The organism is Camelimonas sp. ID_303_24, assembly GCF_053543495.1.
This window is the reverse complement of sequence record NZ_JBLLJM010000002.1, coordinates 363,824-382,408: the sequence shown is the minus strand read 5'-3', so window position 1 is coordinate 382,408 and position 18,585 is coordinate 363,824. Positions and strand designations below refer to the sequence as shown.

General features: G+C 67.7%; 14 protein-coding genes and 1 riboswitch. Of the genes, 10 read left to right on the top strand and 4 right to left on the bottom strand.

Features of this window, described 5'->3' with window-relative positions; translation table 11 throughout:
* Nucleotides 1-185 precede the first annotated feature (185 nt).
* The 6 genes from ACERNI_RS02205 (at nucleotide 186) to ACERNI_RS02180 (ending at nucleotide 9,622) form a co-directional block, all read left to right on the top strand.
* Nucleotides 186-3,581, top strand: coding sequence for a hybrid sensor histidine kinase/response regulator (locus ACERNI_RS02205; RefSeq protein ID WP_448831624.1), 3,396 nt, complete (start codon nucleotides 186-188; stop codon nucleotides 3,579-3,581).
* Nucleotides 3,544-4,455, top strand: a complete 912-nt coding sequence (locus ACERNI_RS02200) for a response regulator (protein ID WP_448831623.1) — start codon at nucleotides 3,544-3,546, stop codon at nucleotides 4,453-4,455. Before ACERNI_RS02205 ends, ACERNI_RS02200 begins: the two co-directional genes overlap by 38 nt.
* 40 nt (nucleotides 4,456-4,495) lie before the next feature.
* Nucleotides 4,496-4,697, top strand: a riboswitch (cobalamin riboswitch).
* A 114-nt stretch (nucleotides 4,698-4,811) separates the two neighbouring features.
* Nucleotides 4,812-6,857, top strand: a complete 2,046-nt coding sequence (locus tag ACERNI_RS02195) for a TonB-dependent receptor plug domain-containing protein (protein WP_448831622.1) — start codon at nucleotides 4,812-4,814, stop codon at nucleotides 6,855-6,857.
* A gap of 7 nt (nucleotides 6,858-6,864) precedes the next feature.
* Complete coding sequence (locus ACERNI_RS02190; RefSeq protein WP_448831621.1) at nucleotides 6,865-7,788, top strand: ABC transporter substrate-binding protein; 924 nt, start codon at nucleotides 6,865-6,867, stop codon at nucleotides 7,786-7,788.
* Nucleotides 7,785-8,807 (top strand): FecCD family ABC transporter permease, encoded by a 1,023-nt coding sequence (locus ACERNI_RS02185; protein WP_448831620.1) that lies wholly within the window; start codon nucleotides 7,785-7,787, stop codon nucleotides 8,805-8,807. The genes ACERNI_RS02190 and ACERNI_RS02185 overlap by 4 nt, the downstream gene beginning before the upstream one ends.
* Entirely contained in the window at nucleotides 8,804-9,622 is an 819-nt protein-coding gene (locus ACERNI_RS02180; protein WP_448831619.1) for an ABC transporter ATP-binding protein, read from the top strand. Before ACERNI_RS02185 ends, ACERNI_RS02180 begins: the two co-directional genes overlap by 4 nt.
* Before the next feature lie 579 nt (nucleotides 9,623-10,201).
* Here ACERNI_RS02180 and ACERNI_RS02175 read toward each other — a convergent pair.
* Together ACERNI_RS02175 and ACERNI_RS02170 are read right to left on the bottom strand one after the other, a co-directional pair.
* Nucleotides 10,202-10,987 carry an RES family NAD+ phosphorylase gene (locus ACERNI_RS02175; protein WP_448831618.1) on the bottom strand — a complete coding sequence of 262 codons (786 nt, stop codon included), beginning with the start codon at nucleotides 10,985-10,987 and terminating at the stop codon, nucleotides 10,202-10,204.
* Nucleotides 10,947-11,330, bottom strand: coding sequence for an MbcA/ParS/Xre antitoxin family protein (locus tag ACERNI_RS02170; RefSeq protein ID WP_448831617.1), 384 nt, complete (start codon nucleotides 11,328-11,330; stop codon nucleotides 10,947-10,949). The genes ACERNI_RS02175 and ACERNI_RS02170 overlap by 41 nt, the downstream gene beginning before the upstream one ends.
* Nucleotides 11,331-11,719: 389 nt before the next feature.
* Here ACERNI_RS02170 and ACERNI_RS02165 point away from each other — a divergent pair, with 389 nt between their 5' ends.
* The 4 genes from ACERNI_RS02165 to ACERNI_RS02150 all read left to right on the top strand — a co-directional run bounded on the left by ACERNI_RS02165 (nucleotide 11,720) and on the right by ACERNI_RS02150 (nucleotide 15,746).
* The gene (locus ACERNI_RS02165) at nucleotides 11,720-12,547 is read left to right on the top strand and encodes a 2-keto-4-pentenoate hydratase (RefSeq protein WP_448831616.1); all 828 of its coding nucleotides are present in this window, start codon (nucleotides 11,720-11,722) and stop codon (nucleotides 12,545-12,547) included.
* A 24-nt stretch (nucleotides 12,548-12,571) separates the two neighbouring features.
* Nucleotides 12,572-13,531 (top strand): D-2-hydroxyacid dehydrogenase, encoded by a 960-nt coding sequence (locus tag ACERNI_RS02160; protein ID WP_448831615.1) that lies wholly within the window; start codon nucleotides 12,572-12,574, stop codon nucleotides 13,529-13,531.
* A 168-nt stretch (nucleotides 13,532-13,699) separates the two neighbouring features.
* Nucleotides 13,700-14,902 (top strand): ABC transporter substrate-binding protein, encoded by a 1,203-nt coding sequence (locus ACERNI_RS02155; RefSeq protein ID WP_448831614.1) that lies wholly within the window; start codon nucleotides 13,700-13,702, stop codon nucleotides 14,900-14,902.
* A 100-nt stretch (nucleotides 14,903-15,002) separates the two neighbouring features.
* Nucleotides 15,003-15,746, top strand: a complete 744-nt coding sequence (locus tag ACERNI_RS02150) for an SDR family oxidoreductase (protein ID WP_448831613.1) — start codon at nucleotides 15,003-15,005, stop codon at nucleotides 15,744-15,746.
* Between the two features lie 61 nt (nucleotides 15,747-15,807).
* Here the strand turns inward: ACERNI_RS02150 and ACERNI_RS02145 are convergent, their stop codons facing one another.
* Nucleotides 15,808-16,542 carry a Crp/Fnr family transcriptional regulator gene (locus tag ACERNI_RS02145; protein WP_448831612.1) on the bottom strand — a complete coding sequence of 245 codons (735 nt, stop codon included), beginning with the start codon at nucleotides 16,540-16,542 and terminating at the stop codon, nucleotides 15,808-15,810.
* A gap of 330 nt (nucleotides 16,543-16,872) precedes the next feature.
* Nucleotides 16,873-18,561: a dihydroxy-acid dehydratase gene (ilvD, locus tag ACERNI_RS02140; protein WP_448831611.1), complete on the bottom strand. Its 1,689-nt coding sequence runs from the start codon at nucleotides 18,559-18,561 to the stop codon at nucleotides 16,873-16,875.
* Nucleotides 18,562-18,585 lie beyond the last annotated feature (24 nt).

Below are 18,585 nucleotides of genomic sequence, written 5' to 3'. Positions count from 1 at the left end.
GAAGCGGGCGCCGTTTTGCTGGCGCGCCTGCACAAATGTTCGCCACCGCCGGCGCGCGCGGCCGTTGTCTGGCGGCTATGGTCGGAGCATGAGCGAACGCGCGTTCGCGCGAACCTGTATCCCACCGTGAGGCTGTATCCGTGAGGCCCCTGGAAAAGCCATATGCCATCGGAGCCGCCAGGCATGTGGCCGCGACGCGGGAGCGCCGGCGTTACAACCGCTGGGTCGCCGACGAGACCATGGAGGACTTCGCCCTGCGCTTCACGGCGCGGCGCGCCCGGCGCTGGTCGGCGGGGCGGGTCGCGTCGACGGCGCTTGGCTCGATCAGCTTTCTGGCGCTGGAGGCGATCGGGGCGGCGCTGACCCTCGCCTGGGGAGCGGGCATCGCCGTCAGCGCCATCCTCACCGTCAGCCTCGTCCTGTTCATTCTCGCCCTGCCAATTTGCCGGGCGGCGGCGCGGGCTGGCGTCGATGTCGACCTGCTGACCCGCGGCGCCGGCTTCGGCTATCTCGGCTCCACCATGACCTCGCTGATCTATGCGGGGTTCACTTTCATCTTCTTCATGCTGGAATCGGCCATCCTGGCCGAGGCGCTGCGGCTGTTCCTCGGCGTGCCGGTCTGGGCCGGCTTTCTGGCCGGCACGCTCATCGTCTTTCCGCTGGTGGTCGGCGGCATCAACCGCATTTCGGCGTTGCAGTCGGCCACGCACTGGCCGTGGTTGATCCTCCACGTCATCCCGTTCGCCGCATTGCTGTTCGCCGGGGTCGCGCCCGATGCGCAGACCTGGCTGAACTGGCGGCCGGAAGGCGCGCCCGTCTCGCCGCTCATCGCGTTTGGTTCTGCCTGCGGCGTGCTGTTCGCGCTGGTCGGGCAGATCGGCGAGCAGGTCGATTATTTGCGCTTCCTGCCCGAGGCGCGCGACGCCGCCGGGCGCCGGCGCTGGTGGGCGGCGCTGCTGCTCGGCGGCCCTGGCTGGATCATTCCTGGCGCCGTCAAGCTGCTGCTCGGCTCCTTCCTCGCCGTCGTGGCGCTGAAGCTCACCGGCGTCGCCACCTCCGACCCCTCAGCGCTGTATCACACCGCTTTCGCCACCCTGGGCCTGCCGGCCGGCGCCGTCGTGCTGCTGACCGTCAGCTTTGTCGTGCTGTCGCAGATCAAGATCAACGTCACCAATGCCTACGCCGGCTCCATCACCTGGTCCAACTTCTTCGCCAGGCTGACGCGCAGCCACCCGGGCCGCGTTGTCTGGCTGGTGTTCAACGTCGCCATTGCCTTCGTGCTGATGTGGGGCGGGGTGGTGGAAACCCTGGAGCGGGCCCTGCTGGTCTACGCCCATTTCGCACTGGCCTGGATCGGCGCGGTGTTTGGCGATCTCGCCATTTCCCGGCCGCTGGGGCTGGCGCCGCCGGGCGTCGAATTCCGGCGCGGCTATCTCTACGACGTCAATCCGGTCGGCGTCGGGGCCATGGCCCTGGCTGGCGTCGCGGCGCTGGCCGCCGGCGGCGGCCTCGCTGGCGAAACCGCCCAGGCGTTCTCGTCATTCATCACTTTGGGCGTGGCCATCGTCGCCGCGCCGGCCATCGCTTGGGCAACGCGCGGCCGCTACTACCTTGCCCGCCAGCCCGAAGCGGTGGTCATTGGTGAATCGCGCTGCTGCATCTGCAGCTATGGCTTCGATCAGGAAGACCTGCTGCATTGCCCGTTTTACAGCGGCCCGGTGTGCAGCCTGTGCTGCTCGCTGGACGCCGCCTGCCACGATGCCTGCCGGCGCGGCGCCCGCATCAGCGCCCAGACCTACCGGACCCTGCGCGCGGTGCTGCCCACGGCGGCGCTCAACGGGGTGCGCTCGCTGGTTGGCCGCTTCATCATCTTCACGGCGCTGGCGGCGGCGGTGCTTGGCGGCATGATGACGGCGCTGGTCCGCGCTGGCGGCTCCGCTGATTTTGGCCGCGTCGTCGTGCTGGTCTTTTGCCTGGCGCTGATTTTCGCTGGCGTTGGCGTCTGGCTGTTGCTGCTCACCAACGACAATCGCATCAAGGCGTTTCGCGAAGTCCGCGACCGCTCCGCCCGGCTGCTGCGCGAAATCCGCGCCCACCGCCGCACCGACGCCGCCCTGCGCGAGGCCACCGAGCGCGCCGAGGCGGCCAGCAACGCCAAATCCCGTTACATGGCGGGGCTGTCGCACGAACTGCGCACGCCGCTGAACGCCATTTACGGCTTCGCCCAGGTTCTGGAAAAGGCTGGCGACCTGCCGTCCGAGCGGCGCGCCGCCGCCGGGGCCATCCGCGCCTCGTCCGAACATCTGGCCGGGCTGATTGAAGGCCTGCTCGATATTTCGAAGATCGAGGCCGGGCGGCTGGCGCTGAACGTCGATCTGGTCGACATCAACGCTTTTCTTGACCAGATCCGCCGCATCTTCGCCTCCAGCGCCGCCGAAAAGGGCCTGGTCTTCGCCCTGAAGGTGGAAACGCCTTTGCCGGCCCTGGTGCGCATCGATGAAAAGCGCTTGCGCCAGATTCTCATCAATCTGTGCTCCAACGCCGTCGCCTACACGACCGCCGGCTCGGTGACGCTATCCGTGCGCTATCGTAACGAGGTGGCGCGGTTCGAAGTCGCCGACACGGGCCCAGGCATCCCCCCGGACGAGCAGGAGCGCATCTGGAGCCCGTTCCAGCGCGGCGTCGCCGCCCGCGCCGCCCATCACGCCGGCTCGGGCCTTGGTCTCACCATCACCCGGCTGCTGGTGGATGTGATGGGCGGTGAAATCGCCCTCGACAGCGCGCCGGGCCTTGGCTCCCGCTTCACCGTCCGCCTGATGTTGCCGGCCGAGCATGTCGCCCCGCGCGAGGGAAGCCATGGTCCCGTGGTGCTGCACGAACCGCCGGCGCTGCAGCCGACGCCAGGCGCCGGCGACATCCTGGTGGTGGATGACGACGCCGCGCAGATCTGTCTGGCGAAAACCCATCTGGAGCCGCTTGGCTTCACCGTCCACGCCGCCTCAAGCGCCGAGGCCGGGCTGGCGCTGTTGCAGGATGACGCCCGGCCCATCCGGCCCAGGCTGTTCCTGCTCGATGTCGATCTGCCCGGCATGAACGGCGTCGAGCTGGCCCGGCGGTTGCGCCGAAACGGCCATCATGCGACCCCGGTGCTGTTCATCACCGGCCATGCCCGCGAGGCGGACGCGCTGGTCGGCGACGACCAGGCTCCGGACAGCGTGCTGGTGAAACCCTACCGGCTTGACGATCTGTCGGCGCGCATCGCCAGGCTGCTTGGCGATGGAGATGGAGATGGAGATGGCGATGGAGATGGCGGAGGCGCGGACAGCGCCCGCCCGGAGCGTGCGCCGGCCATCGCGGCCGGCGGCGGCCCAGCGTCCGCCGCCGAATTGATACGCCTGGCGGAGGAGGGGCGCGCCACGGCGTTGCGCAAGGCCCTGGCCAATCCGCCGCCATGGCTCGACCGCGGCGCGCTCGACAAAATCCGCGCCGCGCTGGATGTCTTCGATCTCCCGGCCATCGCCCGCGTGTTAAGGGAACGCAACCATGAACCCGCAGGATCTGATCATACTGGTCGTGGATGACGACCCGGCCGCCCTCAACGCCATCTGCATGGCGCTGGAGGAGTCCGGCTGTGTCGCCATTGTCGCCCGCGACGGCGCCGGCGCCCTCGATCTGGCGGCGCGGGTGACGCCGGACCTTGTGCTGCTCGATGCGGTGATGCCGGGCATGGACGGGTTCGAGACCTGCCGGCGGCTCAAGTCCGGCCCCCAGGCGGTGGATGCGCCGGTGATCTTCATGACCGGGCTGGGCGATCCCGCCGACGTCTTGCGCGGGCTGGAGGCGGGGGGCGTCGATTATGTGGTCAAACCGATCAATCATGAGGTGCTGCTGGCCCGCATCACCGTTCACGCGCTCAATGCCCGGCGCATGCGGCTGGCCTCCGGCGCTCTCGACCAGGCTGGCCGCCCGGTGCTGGCGGCGGAAGCTGACGGCCGGGTGGTGTGGGCCACGCCCGGCGCGGCGCAACTGTTCGCCGGCGATGCGGGCGCGCCGGCGGGCGGGATCAACCTGCCGCCGGCGATCCGCCTGTGGTTGTGCGCCGTGGCAGGCCGTCCGGTTTCCGAGGCGCAGCCCCTGCGCTGCGATGGCATACGTCTCACCTGCCTGGGGCGCGGCCGGCGCGGCGAGATCATCATCCAGGCGCACGCTGGCGAGGAGGGCGACGACATCGCCCGCCTGCAAGGCCGTTTCGGCCTGACCGCCCGGGAGGCGGAGGCGCTGGTGTGGCTGACCGCCGGCAAGACCAACCAGGAGATCGCCGAAAATCTGGGCCTGTCGCGCCGCACCGTCGACAAGCACCTGGAGCAGGTGCTGGAAAAGCTCGGCGTCGACAACAGGACAGCGGCGGCAATCGTCGCCGACCGCTTTCTGGAGCATGCGCGCCAGCCGGCCTGAAGCTCCGCCACCCGCGGAATTGACACTGGCGTCGCCGCGTCCTACTCCGGCCGGCGACGGTTCCATTGAATGGATCAAAAGGGAACGCAGTGCGGCTGTTTTTTCAGCCAATTCTGTGGCTGCCCCCGCAACTGTAAGCGGCGAATCTTCCGCCATGGCGCCACTGGAAACCTCGGTTCCGGGAAGGCGGCGGCAGGTAACGACCCGCGAGTCAGGAGACCTGCCGTCAGCCGTGGTCACACGCGAGCCCATGGAGCGGGGTGCTTCTGTGGCGGGTGGTTTCCGGAGCTCGCCCTGGCGGGTGACGGGGAGCCCTGTTCGCGGTGACGCGCCACAGGCGTCCCGCCGGGGTTCAGATGTTGTTGTCTTCTTCCACCGCCAGCTTCCATCGCCATGCGCGCCGCCAGGTTCTGGCCGGCTGCTCCGCCGCCGCGCTGTTGGCCCTCGCGCCCCAGGCCGGGAATGCTCAGGCTCAGAGCCCCCAGTCCCAGAGCCTCGAGTCCCAGAGCACCCAGGTCCAGAATGCGGGCGCCGCGCCCGCGCGATCTGGCGCCGCGAACGCCCCCAGCGCCCTGCCGGCCGATGTGATCCAGCTCGACACCATCAGCGTCACCGCCAACACCACGCCCACGGACCTGAGCAAGGTGGGCAGCGCCGTCACCGTGATTTCCGGCGAGGAACTGCAGCGCCAGCAGATCCGCTTCGTTCCGGACGCCCTGCGTCTGGTTCCGGGCGTGGCTGTCAGCCGGTCGGGGCCGGTGGGCAAGCAGACCGAGGTGCGCATACGCGGCTCGGAGTCCAACCAGACCCTGGTCATGATTGACGGCGTTGTGGTCAATAATCCGGCGACGGGCTCGGAGTATGACCTGACCAATCTGCTCACCGATGAGGTGGAGCGCATCGAGGTGCTGCGCGGCCCGCAGAGCGCCCTTTATGGCTCAGACGCCGTCGGCGGCGTCATCAATGTCATCACCAAAAAGGGCTCGGGCAAGCCGCGCTTCAGCACGCGCATCGAGGGCGGCTCGCGCCAGACCATCAATGGCGCCTCCAGCGTCAGCTATGGCGATGAGCGGTTCAATTTCGCCATCAGCGCCAATGGCTTCAGCACGGACGGCTTCTCGTCCGCCGATCGTCGCTACGGCAATTTCGAGAACGACGGCTACCGTAACGGCGGCGGCTACGCCAAGTTCGGTTTCAGCCCCAATGAATATCTCGAAGTCAACCTCATGGGCCGTTACACGAAGTTCTTCAACAAGACCGACGGCTATGCCGGCGGCGTCGGCGCCTATGACGACAATTCCGATGCGAAGGGCGAGCAGGTCTTCGGCCGGGCCGAAGCGAAGCTGAAGCTGCTGGACGGCCGCTGGAACCACACTTTCGCCGCCACGCGCAGCGACCAGAGCGGCGAATACCGCCTGGACAGGCAGCCCGATGGCAATACGCGCGGAACGGTTTCGCGCTACGAATACAAGACGGACCTGCGTTTCGACACGCCGTCGTTCCTCGACGCCTCGCACATTGTCACTTTCGCCGCCCAGCACAAGGACGAGCGCTACCGCACCAACAGCACCTGGGCGAACCTTGACCAGTCCATGGCGTCCACTGGCCTCGTCGGCCAGTATCAGGGCACGTTCCGCAATCTGACGGTGACCGCCAGCGTGCGCCACGACAACAACGACATCTTCAAGGACGCGACGACCTACCGCTTCACCGGCGCCTACCGCATCGACGAAACCGGCACCAAGCTGCGCGCCTCCTACGGCACGGGCGTCAAAAATCCGACGATGGCGGAACTGTACGGCTACACCAACACCTATCGCGGCAACCCCAACCTGACGCCAGAAAAGGCGCGAGGCTGGGATGTGGGCGTCGATCAGGAAATCTGGGGCCAGCGAGTGGTGCTGAACGCCACTTACTTCAACCAGCGCATCACCGATCTGATCACCGGCGCCGGCTACACCTCGGTCAATATGCCGGGAACCTCACCCATCCAGGGCGTGGAGCTGGGGCTGACCGTGCGGCCCATCGACGGCCTGACCGTCACCGGCGCCTACACCTATACCGACGGCAAGGATGCGACCGGGGCCCAGCTGGTGCGGCGTCCGCGCGATATCGCCAGCCTCAACGTCAATTACGCCTTCCTTGAGGGCAAGGCCAACGTCAACTTCGGCGTCATCTACAATGGTCAGCGGACGGATTGGGCCTATGACGCCTTTTACAACCAGCAGGTGGTGACGCTGGGCGCGTATACGCTGGTCAATCTTGGCGGCTCCTGGCGCATCAACGAAAACGCCGAGCTGTACGTCAAGGTCGATAACCTTTTCGACAAGCGCTACCAGGAGGTTTACACCTATGGCGTCGCGGGCCGCACGGCGACGCTCGGCGCGCGCATCACCTTCTGAGGGCGACATGTGCGGCGGACCGGTCAGGACCTGTATCCGGGGCGTCCGCCTGGGGCTGGCGGCTGTCGCGGCCGGCCTGTGCCTTGCATCCACCGCCATGGCTGGAGCGCCAGCGCCGCCAGAGCATCCGCAGCGGATCGTCTCGATCAATCTGTGCACGGATGAACTGGCCTTGCGGCTGGCGCGGCCGGGAGCGGTGGCGTCCGTGTCCTACCTGTCGCGCCGGCCCGACACGTCGAATGTGGTCGCCGAAGCGTCGGCGACGCCGGTCAATTACGGGCTGGTGGAGGACGTCATCTCCTTCCGTCCCGATCTGGCGCTGGCCGGTCTCCACACAAACCGCAACAGCGTGACGCTGCTGCGCGCTCTGGGCGTCCCGGTTGTCGAGATGGACACGCCGCCGGACATCGACGGCGTGCGCCAGCAGATCCGCGACGTCGGCGCGCTGCTCGGGGGGGCGGAGCGCGCCGAAGCCCTGGTCCGGGCCTTTGACGCCCGGCTGCCAAAGGTGGATCTCCATGCGCCGCGGCCCCGCGCCGTGGTGGTGCGGGCGGGCGGCTTCACCGCCGGCCCTGGCGCGCTGCTCGACAATATCCTGACCCGCGCCGGCGTCGACAATCTCGCAGCCGCCGGTCCTTTGGCCGGGCAGGCGCAGCCGCCGCTCGAGGCGGTGATCCGGTCCAGGCCCGACATGCTGATCCTCACCGATGAAGAGGGCGAGGGGCCCGCCCTGGCCGGCGAAGCGCTGGTTCATCCCGCTTTGAAGGCGCTGGCGAAACACGCGCGCGTGGTGACCCTGCCGGCGCGCTTGTGGACCTGCTCCGGGCCTGGCGTCGCCGAGGCTGTCGCCAGGCTGGCCCTGGCGGCGGACGACTGGCGCGCGGCGCACAAGGCTGGCGGCGACGCCAGCAAGGCGAGCCCGCGGCCATGATCCGTCGTTCCTTGCGGGCGCCAGCCATTCCAATGCTCCCGTGGCCCTTGCTGGTCGCTGTGCTGCTGGCCGCCACCGTCGCGCTCACCCTGGCGTCTGTCGCCATCGGCTATGCGCCGCTGGATCTGGGCGCGGCCATTGCCAGCGCCTGGAGCGGCCGCGACAGCATGGATGCGCTGGTGCTGGTGCAGCTGCGCCTGCCGCGCGCTTTGCTGGGGGCGTTCATGGGCTTCAGCCTTGGTGTTTCGGGGGCGGCGTTGCAGGGGCTGCTGCGCAATCCGCTGGCGGAGCCGGGCGTCATTGGCGTTTCCGGCGCGGCGGCGTTCGGCGCCGTCTGTGTGTTTTATTTCGGTTTCGCCGGCGCCTTTGCCCTGGCGCTGCCGCTCGGCGGCATGGCCGGGGCGCTGGTCGCCACCCTGTTGCTGTTCCGCATGGCCGGGGCCAGCCGCAGCCCGACCGGGCTGATCCTCGCCGGCGTCGCCATCAATGCGCTGGCCGGCGCCTTCACCGCGCTGGCGCTGAACCTGTCGCCCAATCCCTACGCCGCGCTGGAGATTATCTTCTGGCTGATGGGCTCGCTGGCCGACCGCAGCATGGCCCAGTTTTTCCTGGCCGCGCCGCTGATGGTTCTGGGCTGGATCGCGCTGCTGGCCTCCGCCCGCAGCCTGGAGGCGCTGGCCCTGGGAGAGGACACCGCCGCCAGCCTTGGGGTCAATCTGGAGCGGCTGCGGCTGCAACTGGTGCTGGGCTCGGCGCTGGCCGTGGGCAGCGCCGTCTCGGTCACCGGCGCCGTCGGCTTTGTCGGCCTGGTGGCGCCGCATCTGATGCGGCCGCTGGTCGGTCACCGTCCTGGCCGGCTGCTGCTGGTCAGCGGATTTGCCGGCGCCATGATCGTGCTGTGCGCCGACATGATGGTGCGGCTGTTGCCGGTGCAGCCTGAACTGAAACTCGGCGTCATGACCGCTTTGGTCGGCGCGCCATTCCTGATTTCGATGCTCCAGGGCAGGAGGCGGGCATGACGGCGCCCGACGCCATCGCCGCCAGCGGGCTGAAACTGGCGCATGGCGCGCAACTGGCCCTGGATGGCGTCGATTTCACCCTGCGCCGGGGCGAAATCGTCGGCCTGATCGGACCGAACGGCGCCGGCAAATCAACGCTGCTGCGCATTCTCGCTGGCGTCGCGCCGCCCACGGCTGGCCAGATCGCCTGGGGCGGACGATTGTTGCGGGATATCGACCGCCGGCAGTTGGCGCGCTCTGTGGCGTGGTTGTCCCAGAGCGCCGATTCCCTGGGCGACGATAACGGCGCCATGCGCGCCCGCGATATCGTCGCCCTTGGCCGCCTGCCGCACCGGCGCGCCTTCGCCAGCCTGACAGCCGCCGATCACGCCGCCATTGACAGGGCGATGGCGGAGGCCGACTGCCGGCAATTTCATGACCGGCCCCTCAATGCCCTTTCCGGCGGCGAGCGCGTGCGCGTGTTGCTGGCGCGGGCGCTGGCGGTGGAGGCGCCGTTCCTGCTGGCCGATGAGCCGGCGGCGGCCCTCGACCCGCTACACCAGTTGCAGGTGATGCGCCTGTTGCGGGCGAAGGCGCGGGCCGGTTGCGGCGTGCTGGTTTCCCTGCATGACCTGGCGCTGGCGTCGCGATTCTGCGATCGCCTGGCCCTGCTGGCTGACGGGCGCAAGCTGGCCGACGGGCCGCCTGAAGCCGTCCTCGACGACGCCCTTGTCGCCCGCGCCTTCCACGTGCGCCTCGCTCACGCCAGCCACCGGGGCGAAAGCTATGTGACGCCCTGGGAGCCGGTCAGCGACCAGGCAAATGATGACGCCTAGCAGGGCATGACTGATGCGCAGGACGTTTTGGACATGCTGCGGCGCCATGCGGACGATTACGCCTGCACCTGACGCGCCGAGATGGGCTGAAACGAACCGGGCGAAGCACCGGACGAACATAACCGCGTGGGTGATGCCGGGTTGATGTTTTAGATTATAGTGTTGAATTATGTATTTGATTTAAATCAATATTATTTCAATATCATCCAGACGGCATGACCGCTCGTCCGCGTCTGCGGCCCAAATCTGGAAAACTGCCTTCAGCCCAGGCGCCCAGGAGTCATCCGCCGCGTCATGCCCGCGCTTGTCGCGGGCATCCACGCCTCTGGCGCGTATCCCGTTACAGCGCGTTGCGGAGCTGTGGTTTCCGTGGATGGCTGGAACAAGTCCGGCCATGGCGTCAGGAAAGGCGGCGGAAAGGGCGGAAGGTAAATGCCGGAGACGGGAAGTTGGAGCGGCGGACAGGTTGCCCCGGGTGGGAAAGCAGGAAGGCGGAAAAGCGGGAGGGAAACGCCCCGCACGCCAGCGCGCCAGCGCGAACGTCATGAACCAGCCGCTTCCCGCATGTGTCGGCGCGGCCTATTTTCGCGGGCGCGCCGGGCGGTTCAGGTTCATCCCGGCGATGCGGGGATCGCTGGCGAAATCCGTGTGGGAGAATTCTACGGCCTGGCGGGGAAACTCGCACAGCGCCTGCACGCCGCTGGCGCTGACGCGTATGCGCCAGCTCTGGCGCTCCACCGGCGCGGGCTGGGTGAAGGCGCGGCAGGTAAGCAGCGCCAGATTGGCGCCGCCGTGTGGATCGCGCACGGCGCGGTAGCGGATGATCTCCGCGTCCGCGGCGCGGGCGGCGTCGGCGAAGGCCTGGCAGCCGTCATAGGCGACGGGGGCGCTCCAGATTGCTTCGTCGTGCGCCAGCGGTTGCTCCGTCAGGTCGAGCACCCGGCCGCTGGCCACGGCGGCGGCGAAGGCGGTGTATTCAGAGGCGTCGGCGGGCCAGGGCGTGGCCGGCGATTCGGCGAAGAACAGCAGCCGGTAAAAGGCCATTTCCGCCACAGCCGTGGCCGGCCGGTCGGCGGCGTAATAGACGCCCAGGGTCCGGCCCGCCCGGCGAAAGCGCGAGCCCGCCGGATACAGCGCGCCATAGCGGAACGGCGTCGCCAGCAGAAAATCCAGATGGCGACATTCGGGCGGGATCGCCGGCTTCGTGCCTTCGATCAGCTCTTCCAGCAGCGCCTGTTCAGCGAGGCTGTCGGTCAGCTTCAGGGTAGAGACCTGGTGCTGGGCTTCCACCAGCCGCCAGCAGGTTCCGGCGAATGGCCGGAATTCAGACGAGAGCGCGACGCGCGTCCAGATAGGCGATGACATCGACAAGTCCGCTGATGCTCTGCAATTTTTCGATCGGGCGGGCGTCCAGCACCGTGTTTGGGGCATTCAGCCAGGCCGCCGCAACGCCGTCGTCGCCGCCAACCAGCGCATCAAGCGAGCGAAACAGGCGGATGAACAGCACGGCCAGTTCGAAGGATTTGGCGCCAGGCTCCAGGATGAAACCGCCCCGCTTCATGCGCGACGCCGTTGCCTCGCTGACGCCGATGATAACGGCCAGGGTGCGGGCGTTGACGCCCAGCCGGTCGGCGGCGCGGACGACGGCTTTGGTCACGACCGGCCCCGCCGCGACCTGAGCCGTCTGCCGGGAGTGAACGGTCAACATGGCGATATCCTTTCCATGGAAATAATTAATATCAAAATTTCATGAGGAAAGAAAGATGCCGACGCAATCTGGCTTGCAGGCGGTTCGTGGCCGGGCCAGCAGTCGCTTGTTGCGCGCGCAGGTCAGCCGGTCGCGGGAGATCCGCCAGGATACCCACCCCCAAGCTACCCACCCCCAAGCTACCCACCCGCCAAGGAACCCGCTCGCCAAGAAACCCGCACGCCAAGAACCCGCACGCCAAGAACCCGCACGCCAGGATACCCGCCAGGAGATCCCCCATGGCGTCGACATCGGCGCCAGGCCGGAATGTCGCCCTGGCGACTGTTTGCGACAGACAAGTGGTCCATGATCGGGGAATCGGAAACAGGCTGCGTGAGGGAGGCGGGGGAATGACGGCGCTGGTTGACGAACTGCTGGAGGCGTGGCGCAGCGGCGTTCCGCTGGATCTGGCGGAAAAGCCGGTCGCGCCGCCGCAAACCCTGGATGAAGCCTATGCGGCGCAGGCTGAACATCTCGCCCGCCGCCTCGCAATCCTTGGCGGCGCGCAGACCGGCTACAAACTGGGCGCCACCAGCACGGCGACGATGCAGGCCCTGGGTTTCGCCGGGCCCTTCCACGGTCCCATTCTCTCCGCATGGACCCACGCCAGCCCGGCGACGCTGCGGCGCGGCGATTTCTTCGTCTGCGCCATCGAGCTGGAAATTGGCTTCCGCATCGGCGCTGACATCATCGATCCGCAAATCGACGCGGCGGGCCTGCGGGACTCGATCGCCGAAGTTTTTCCCACCCTGGAGGTTGCGGACAGCCGTTTTCTCCAGAAGCCGCGGCCAGGGCCAGAAGCGATTGTCGCGGACCTTGGCAACGCCGGGGCGCTGGTCGTGGGCGCGCCCGTCGCCAACTGGCGCGCGCTTGATCTGGAAACCTTGCCGGTGACGCTCATGGCCAATGGCGAGGCGGTAGCCAGTGGCTCCGGCGCCCTGGTGGTGGGCGGGCCGCTGGGGCAATTGCTGCGCTTCGCCCGCGACCGCGCCGCCATGGGGGCGCCGTTGAAAGCCGGCGACATCGTCAGCAGCGGCTCCTGCATTCCGCCGTGGCCCGCGCCGGTTGGGCCCGCGCCGGTTGGGCCAGCACAAGTGGGCGGCGGGCTGACGCTGCTTGGTCGCCTCGGCGGCGAGCATGATGGCGGTCTGGGCGAGGTGTCGCTGACCCTGGTCTGAAACTGTTACGCGGGAATATCGCTCATGCGCATCGCTGTCTGCTCGCCAGTCCTCCTTGAGGACATGCTGGCCCTCATGGCCGCTAACCCGGAGATTGAGGCGTGGGCGTGTGAGCCGGGCGATCTGCCGGCGGCGACGCGCGAGGCCGACGCCATCGTCGTCGGCAGCTTTCATTACGGGCCAGAGCTGGCGGCGGCGCTCGCCGCGCCGCAGGCGCGCACGCGCTGGCTGCAATTGCTGACGGCGGGCCACGAAACCCTCGACATTCATGGCGTGCCCGCCGGATGCCAGGTCAGCAATGCCGGCGATGTCTGGTCGCCCAGCGTCGCCGAGCATGTCTTTGCCCTGATGCTTGGGCTGGCCCGTTGCGCGCGCCAGTGCGCCGCCGACCAGCAGGCCAGTTGCTGGAACGCGCCGGTGCGTAATCAGGTGCGCTCGCTGGCTGGCGCCCGTCTGCTGATTGTCGGCATGGGCAGCATTGGCCGTGAAACGGCGGTTCGCGCCAGGGCTTTCGGCATGAGCGTCGCCGGCGTCAACCGCTCCGGGCGCCCCGTTGCGGAAGCGGATGTGATGTATCCGGTGGAGCGCCTGCACGCGGCGCTGGCCGACGCGGATGTCATTGTCATCGCCGCGCCATCAACGCCAGAAACCCGGCGCATGATCGGCCGCGCGGAACTGGCCGTTTGCAAGCCGGACGCCTTGCTCATCAATGTGGCGCGCGGCGATCTGGTCGACAGCGATGCGCTGCTTGCGGCCTTGCGCGCCGGAAAGATCGGCGGCGCCGGTCTGGACGTCACCGACCCGGAGCCGCTGCCGCAGGGCCACCCTTTATGGGCCGAGCCCAACGTCATCATCACGCCGCACCTCGGCGGCGCCGCGTCGCCCGCCTACATGGCGCGGCTGGCCCGGCATGTGGCCGAAAACGCGGCCAGGTTCGCAGCCGGCGAAACGCCGCTCGCTCTGGTCCAGATACAGGCAGGCTGACTCTGCCGGCGATAATGTCGCCCATTTGATATTGCGGCGCGCCGCTGGCGTGCACACTCGCTGCGCAACCGGAATATGCGGCCGTCCGCGGAAGCCAGGGTGAGACAGGGCCAGGAGCGCTCCGTCACAACTGTTGTTGGGTCATAAAAAACATCGGGAGGGGTCACAATGAAATGGGGTCTATCCGCCGTTGCGGCGATATCCGTTATCGCCAGCCTCGGTCCGGCCATGGCCGAGAAGCAATATGGTCCAGGCGTCACGGATGCGGAGATCAAGATCGGCCAGACGTTCGCCTACAGCGGGCCGGCGTCCGCCTACAGCGTGATTCCACGGGCGCAGCTCGCCTATTTCAAGATGGTCAACGAGAAGGGGGGCATCAACGGCCGCAAGATCAATCTGATCTCGCTGGACGACGCCTACAGCCCGCCCAAGACCTTCGAGCAGACGCGCAAGCTGGTGGAGCAGGAGAATGTCTCCTTCATTTTCAGCCCGCTTGGCACCCCGACCGGCATGGTGGTGCGCAAATATCTGAACGACAAAAAGATCCCGCAAATGTTCGTTGGCGGCGGCGCCACGGCCTGGGGCGACCCCAAGCACTTCCCCTGGAGCATGAGCTTCCAGCCGTCCTATCAGGCGGAGACGGCGGTTTATGCCGCCTATGTGCTGAAGAACAAGCCGGATGCGAAGATCGCGCTGCTGTACCAGAATGATGACGCCGGCAAGGACTATGGTTTCGGCTTCAAAAAGGGGCTCGGGCCGGACAATGTGAAGAAGCTGGTGGTCGCCGAGGCGACTTATGAGCCGACGGACCCGAGCATCGACAGCCAGATCCTGAAACTGAAGGCTTCCGGCGCCGACGTGCTGTTCATGCACGCCATTCCCAAGCAGGCGGCGCAGGCTATCCGCAAGATTCACGAAATCGGCTGGAAACCGATGTTCTTCCTCGCCGCCACCTCCACCTCTGTCTCCAGCGTGCTGAAACCGGCCGGGTTTGACGCCTCGACGGGCATCATCTCCGCTTATTACCTGAAGGACCCGACCGATCCGCAGTGGAAGGACGATCCGGAAACGAAGGAGTGGAAGGCCTTTATGGCCAAATATTACCCAGATGGAAATCTGGAAGACCAGATGAACGTCTATGGCTATGTGGTGGCCCGCGTGACGGAGAAGGTGCTGGAAAACGCCGGCGACAACCTGACGCGCGAGAACATCATGAAGCAGGCGACCAATATGAATTTCCGCGTGCCCATGCTGTTGCCCGGCATCAACGTCAGGACGACGCCGACCGACTATTACCCGCTGAAAAGCATGCAGCTCCAGCGCTTTAACGGAAAAACATGGGAGCTGTTCGGCGATATCATCACGCCCTGAGCCCTGCCGGTTCGCCCATGGCGTCGCCGGTCTCGGCGGCGCTTCCCCACGATCATCGTAACCGGATGAGCAGGCGCCGACCGCGCCCTGGAGACAGCCGATGGATCTGAAAATCGCCGGCCGCACGGCCATCGTATGCGCCAGCAGCGAAGGGCTCGGCTTTGCCTGCGCCCGCGCGCTGGCCGAAGCCGGTTGCGAGGTGATCATGAACGGCCGGCGCGCTGAAAAGCTGGAGGCGGCGGCGGCGGAGCTGCGTCAGCGCACCGGCGCGGCGGTCAGAACCGTTGTCGCCGACGTGGCGACCGACGCGGGCCGGGACGCCCTGCTGGCCGCCTGTCCCGAGCCGGATATTGTCGTCACCAATTCCGGCGGGCCGCCGAAAAAGGATTTTCGCGAGCTGACGCGCGCGGACTGGGAGGCGGCGCTTAACGCCAACATGCTGGCCGCCGTGGCCCTGATCACCCGCACGGTAGATGGCATGATGGCGCGCAATTTCGGCCGCATCGTCAACATCACCTCGATGACCAGCGTGCGCCCGGTGGTCAATCTCGACCTGTCCAACGCCACGCGGCTTGGCCTGTCCGGCTTTGTCGCTGGAGTCTCCCGCCAGGTGGCCGGCCGCAACGTCGCCATCAACAACCTGCTGCCGGGATCATTCGCCACCGCCCGCGCCCAGGCGCTGGCCGCTGATCTGGAGGCGGTGAGCCGCAGCGTGCCGGCCGGGCGCATGGGCGATCCTGACGAATTCGGCGACGCCTGCGCCTTCCTGTGCGGCGCCTCGGCCGGCTACATCATTGGCCAGAATATCCTGATCGACGGCGGGTTCTGCATGAACGCGCTGTGATCCAGCAGCGTCCGGTGATCCAGCAGCGCCCGGTGGCTGGCGCTTTATGACGGGCGCCCGTTCAGGCGACGCGGCGGCCATATTCCCCGGATGTGGCGTTGCCGCGGGCGGCGTGTGCGAGCGCCGCCCGGTCCACCACCGTTACCGCGCCATAGCCCAGCCGGATGATGTTGCGCGCCTGCCAGTCGCGCAGCTGGCGATTCACGGTCTGGCGGGTGGCGCCCACCATGCCGGCCAGCAATTCCTGGGTCAGGCGCGGGGCGGGGCTGGCGACGGCGGGCGCGGAGACTGCGCCCGACATGTCGAGCAGCGTCGCGGCCAGCCGGCTGCTCAGTGGGCTGGTGCGGCTTTCCACCAGCATGCCCAGCAGCACCCGGACGCTGCCGCACAGAAGCAGGGCGAAGCGCGCGTGATAATCCGGGTCGGCGCGAAGGATGCGCCGGAAGGCGGACTGGCCAAGGCACAGCAGTTCGGTTGGCCCGGTCGCCGCGGCGTCCTGAAAACGCGGCTGGGCGTCAAGCATGGACAGATAACCGAACCAGGTTCCCGGCCGGTGCAGGTTCTGCATGACCTGGCGGCCGGAGCTGCTGTTGTTCACCAGATTGATCTGGCCCGAGAGCAGGGCGAACAACCCGTTGGGCTCATCGCCGGTGGCGAACACCAGTTCGCCAGCCCGGTAGCTGCGCACGCAACTGTTGCTCACGATCGCGTCTTTCAGCGGCGCGGGCAAAGCGGCGAACCAGTCGTCCTGCTCAAGCAGACCGGCAATCCGGTCCCGTGTCATAGGCTGATTCATGGGCGCCCCACTGCTTGTTGAGAGCCTTCCGGTGAAAGCGGGCTCCACCAAAATGCCCTGTCCCTTCGGCCTGACGCGCTTCACGCGCGCTTCACGCGCCTTTTCACCAAAAGCGGAGTTCGCTTCTGGTGAAAGCCGCAAAATCCAGGCGCCGTCTGCAAGACGGCGCGCCACGCTTTCTAACCCACGCCGTCTGCAAGACGGCGCGCCACGCTTTCTAACCCACGCCGTCTGCAAGACGGCGCGCCACGCTTTCTAACCCACGCCGTCTGCAAGACGGCGCGTCACGCTTTCTAACCCGCGCCGTCAACAAGACGGCGCGTCATGGTTTCACGCCCGGGCGGGCGTCGTCACGGCGCCCGTGGAGGCCGAACTGACGTTGCGGGCGTATTTGTCGTAGACGCTGGTGCTCGCCGGGCGCGTTACGGGGCGCCATTCCGCCCGGCGGCTGGCCAGCACCTCTGGCGGCGCGTTGAGATCGATGCGCCGGGCGTCGAGGTCCACCACGATTTCATCGCCGTCGCGCACCAAAGCGATTGGCCCGCCGAACGCCGCCTCCGGGCTGACGTGGCCGATGGCGAGACCGTGCGAAATGCCGGAGAAGCGCCCGTCGGTGATCAGCGCCACGCTGTCCTTGAAGCCCTGGCCGACCAGAGCGGCGGTGACGCGCGCCGTCTCGCGCATGCCTGGCCCGCCAGAAGGGCCTTCATTGCGGATCACGACCGTGTCGCCGGCAACGATCTGCCGGGCCATGACCGCCGCATAGGCTGCGGGTTCGTCTTCGAACACCCGGGCGCGGCCGACGTGGCGGCGCTGTTCGGTGCCCGTCGCCTTCAGCACCGCGCCTTCCGGGGCCAGGTCGCCGCGCAGGATCACCCAGCCGCCATTGGGGTGCAGGGGCGCTTGTGGCGGGGCGATCACGTCCTGCTCCGGCGGAAACGCCACATCGGCGAGGCGTTGCGCCAGGGTGCGCCCGTCGACGGTGAGAGCGTCGCCGTCGAGCAGGCCGATGCCGTGCAGCGCCTGCATCACCACCGGCACGCCGCCGATCTGGTGCAGGTCCTGCATGTTGTATTTGCCGGAGGGGGTGAAATTGCCGAGATGGGGCGTACGGTCGCTGACCTGCTGGAACTCTTCCAGCTCCAGCCTGACGCCGGCCTCGTGGGCGATGGCCAGCAGATGCAGCACGGCGTTGGTGGAGCCGCCCATCGCCGCCACCACGGCCATGGCGTTGTGCAGCGCCGCGCGGGTGATGATCTGGCGCGGCCGCAGGTCGCGCGCCAGCACGTCGAGGATCAGCTGGCCGGTTTCAAAGGCGATGTCGCCGCGTCGTCCGCTCACCGCCGGGGCGCTGGTGCAATTGGCCGCCGTCAACCCCATGACCTCGATGGCCGAGCCCATGGTGTTGGCGGTGAACATGCCGCCGCAGGCGCCGGGGCCGGGCAGGGCTGTCTCCACCAGTTCGTCCATGTCGGCGCGGCTCACGGCGCCTGCGGCGAAGGCGCCGGACATTTCCGCCAGGGTCTGGATGGTGACGTCCTTGCCGCGATAGCGACCCGGGGCAATGGCGCCGCCGTACAGATAGACCGACGGGATGTTGAGCCGGGCCATGGCCATGACGCAGCCGGGGTTGGTCTTGTCGCAGCCGCCAATCGCCACCATGGCGTCAAAGGCATAGGCGGTGGCCGCCAGCTCGATGGAGTCGGCGATCATCTCGCGGCTGATCAGCGAAGCGCCGCCGACCGCCAGCACGGCGTCGCTCACCGCCACCGTGTTGATCTCCAGCGGCACGCCGCCAGCGGCGCGCACGCCCTCCGCCACCCGCGCCGCCAGGTCGCGCAGATGGATATTGCACGGCATGGCGCCGCTCCAGGTGTTGGCGATGCCAATGATCGGCTTGCCGAAATCCTCCGCTTTCACGCCGGCGGCGCGCAGCATGGCGCGGGTGGCGAAAGCGTTGGGGCCGGTGAGGCCGGCGCTGCGAAGCTTGCGGGCGGGGGGCTGGTCGGATGCGGTCATGTGGGTTCCCCGGATATGCTGGCG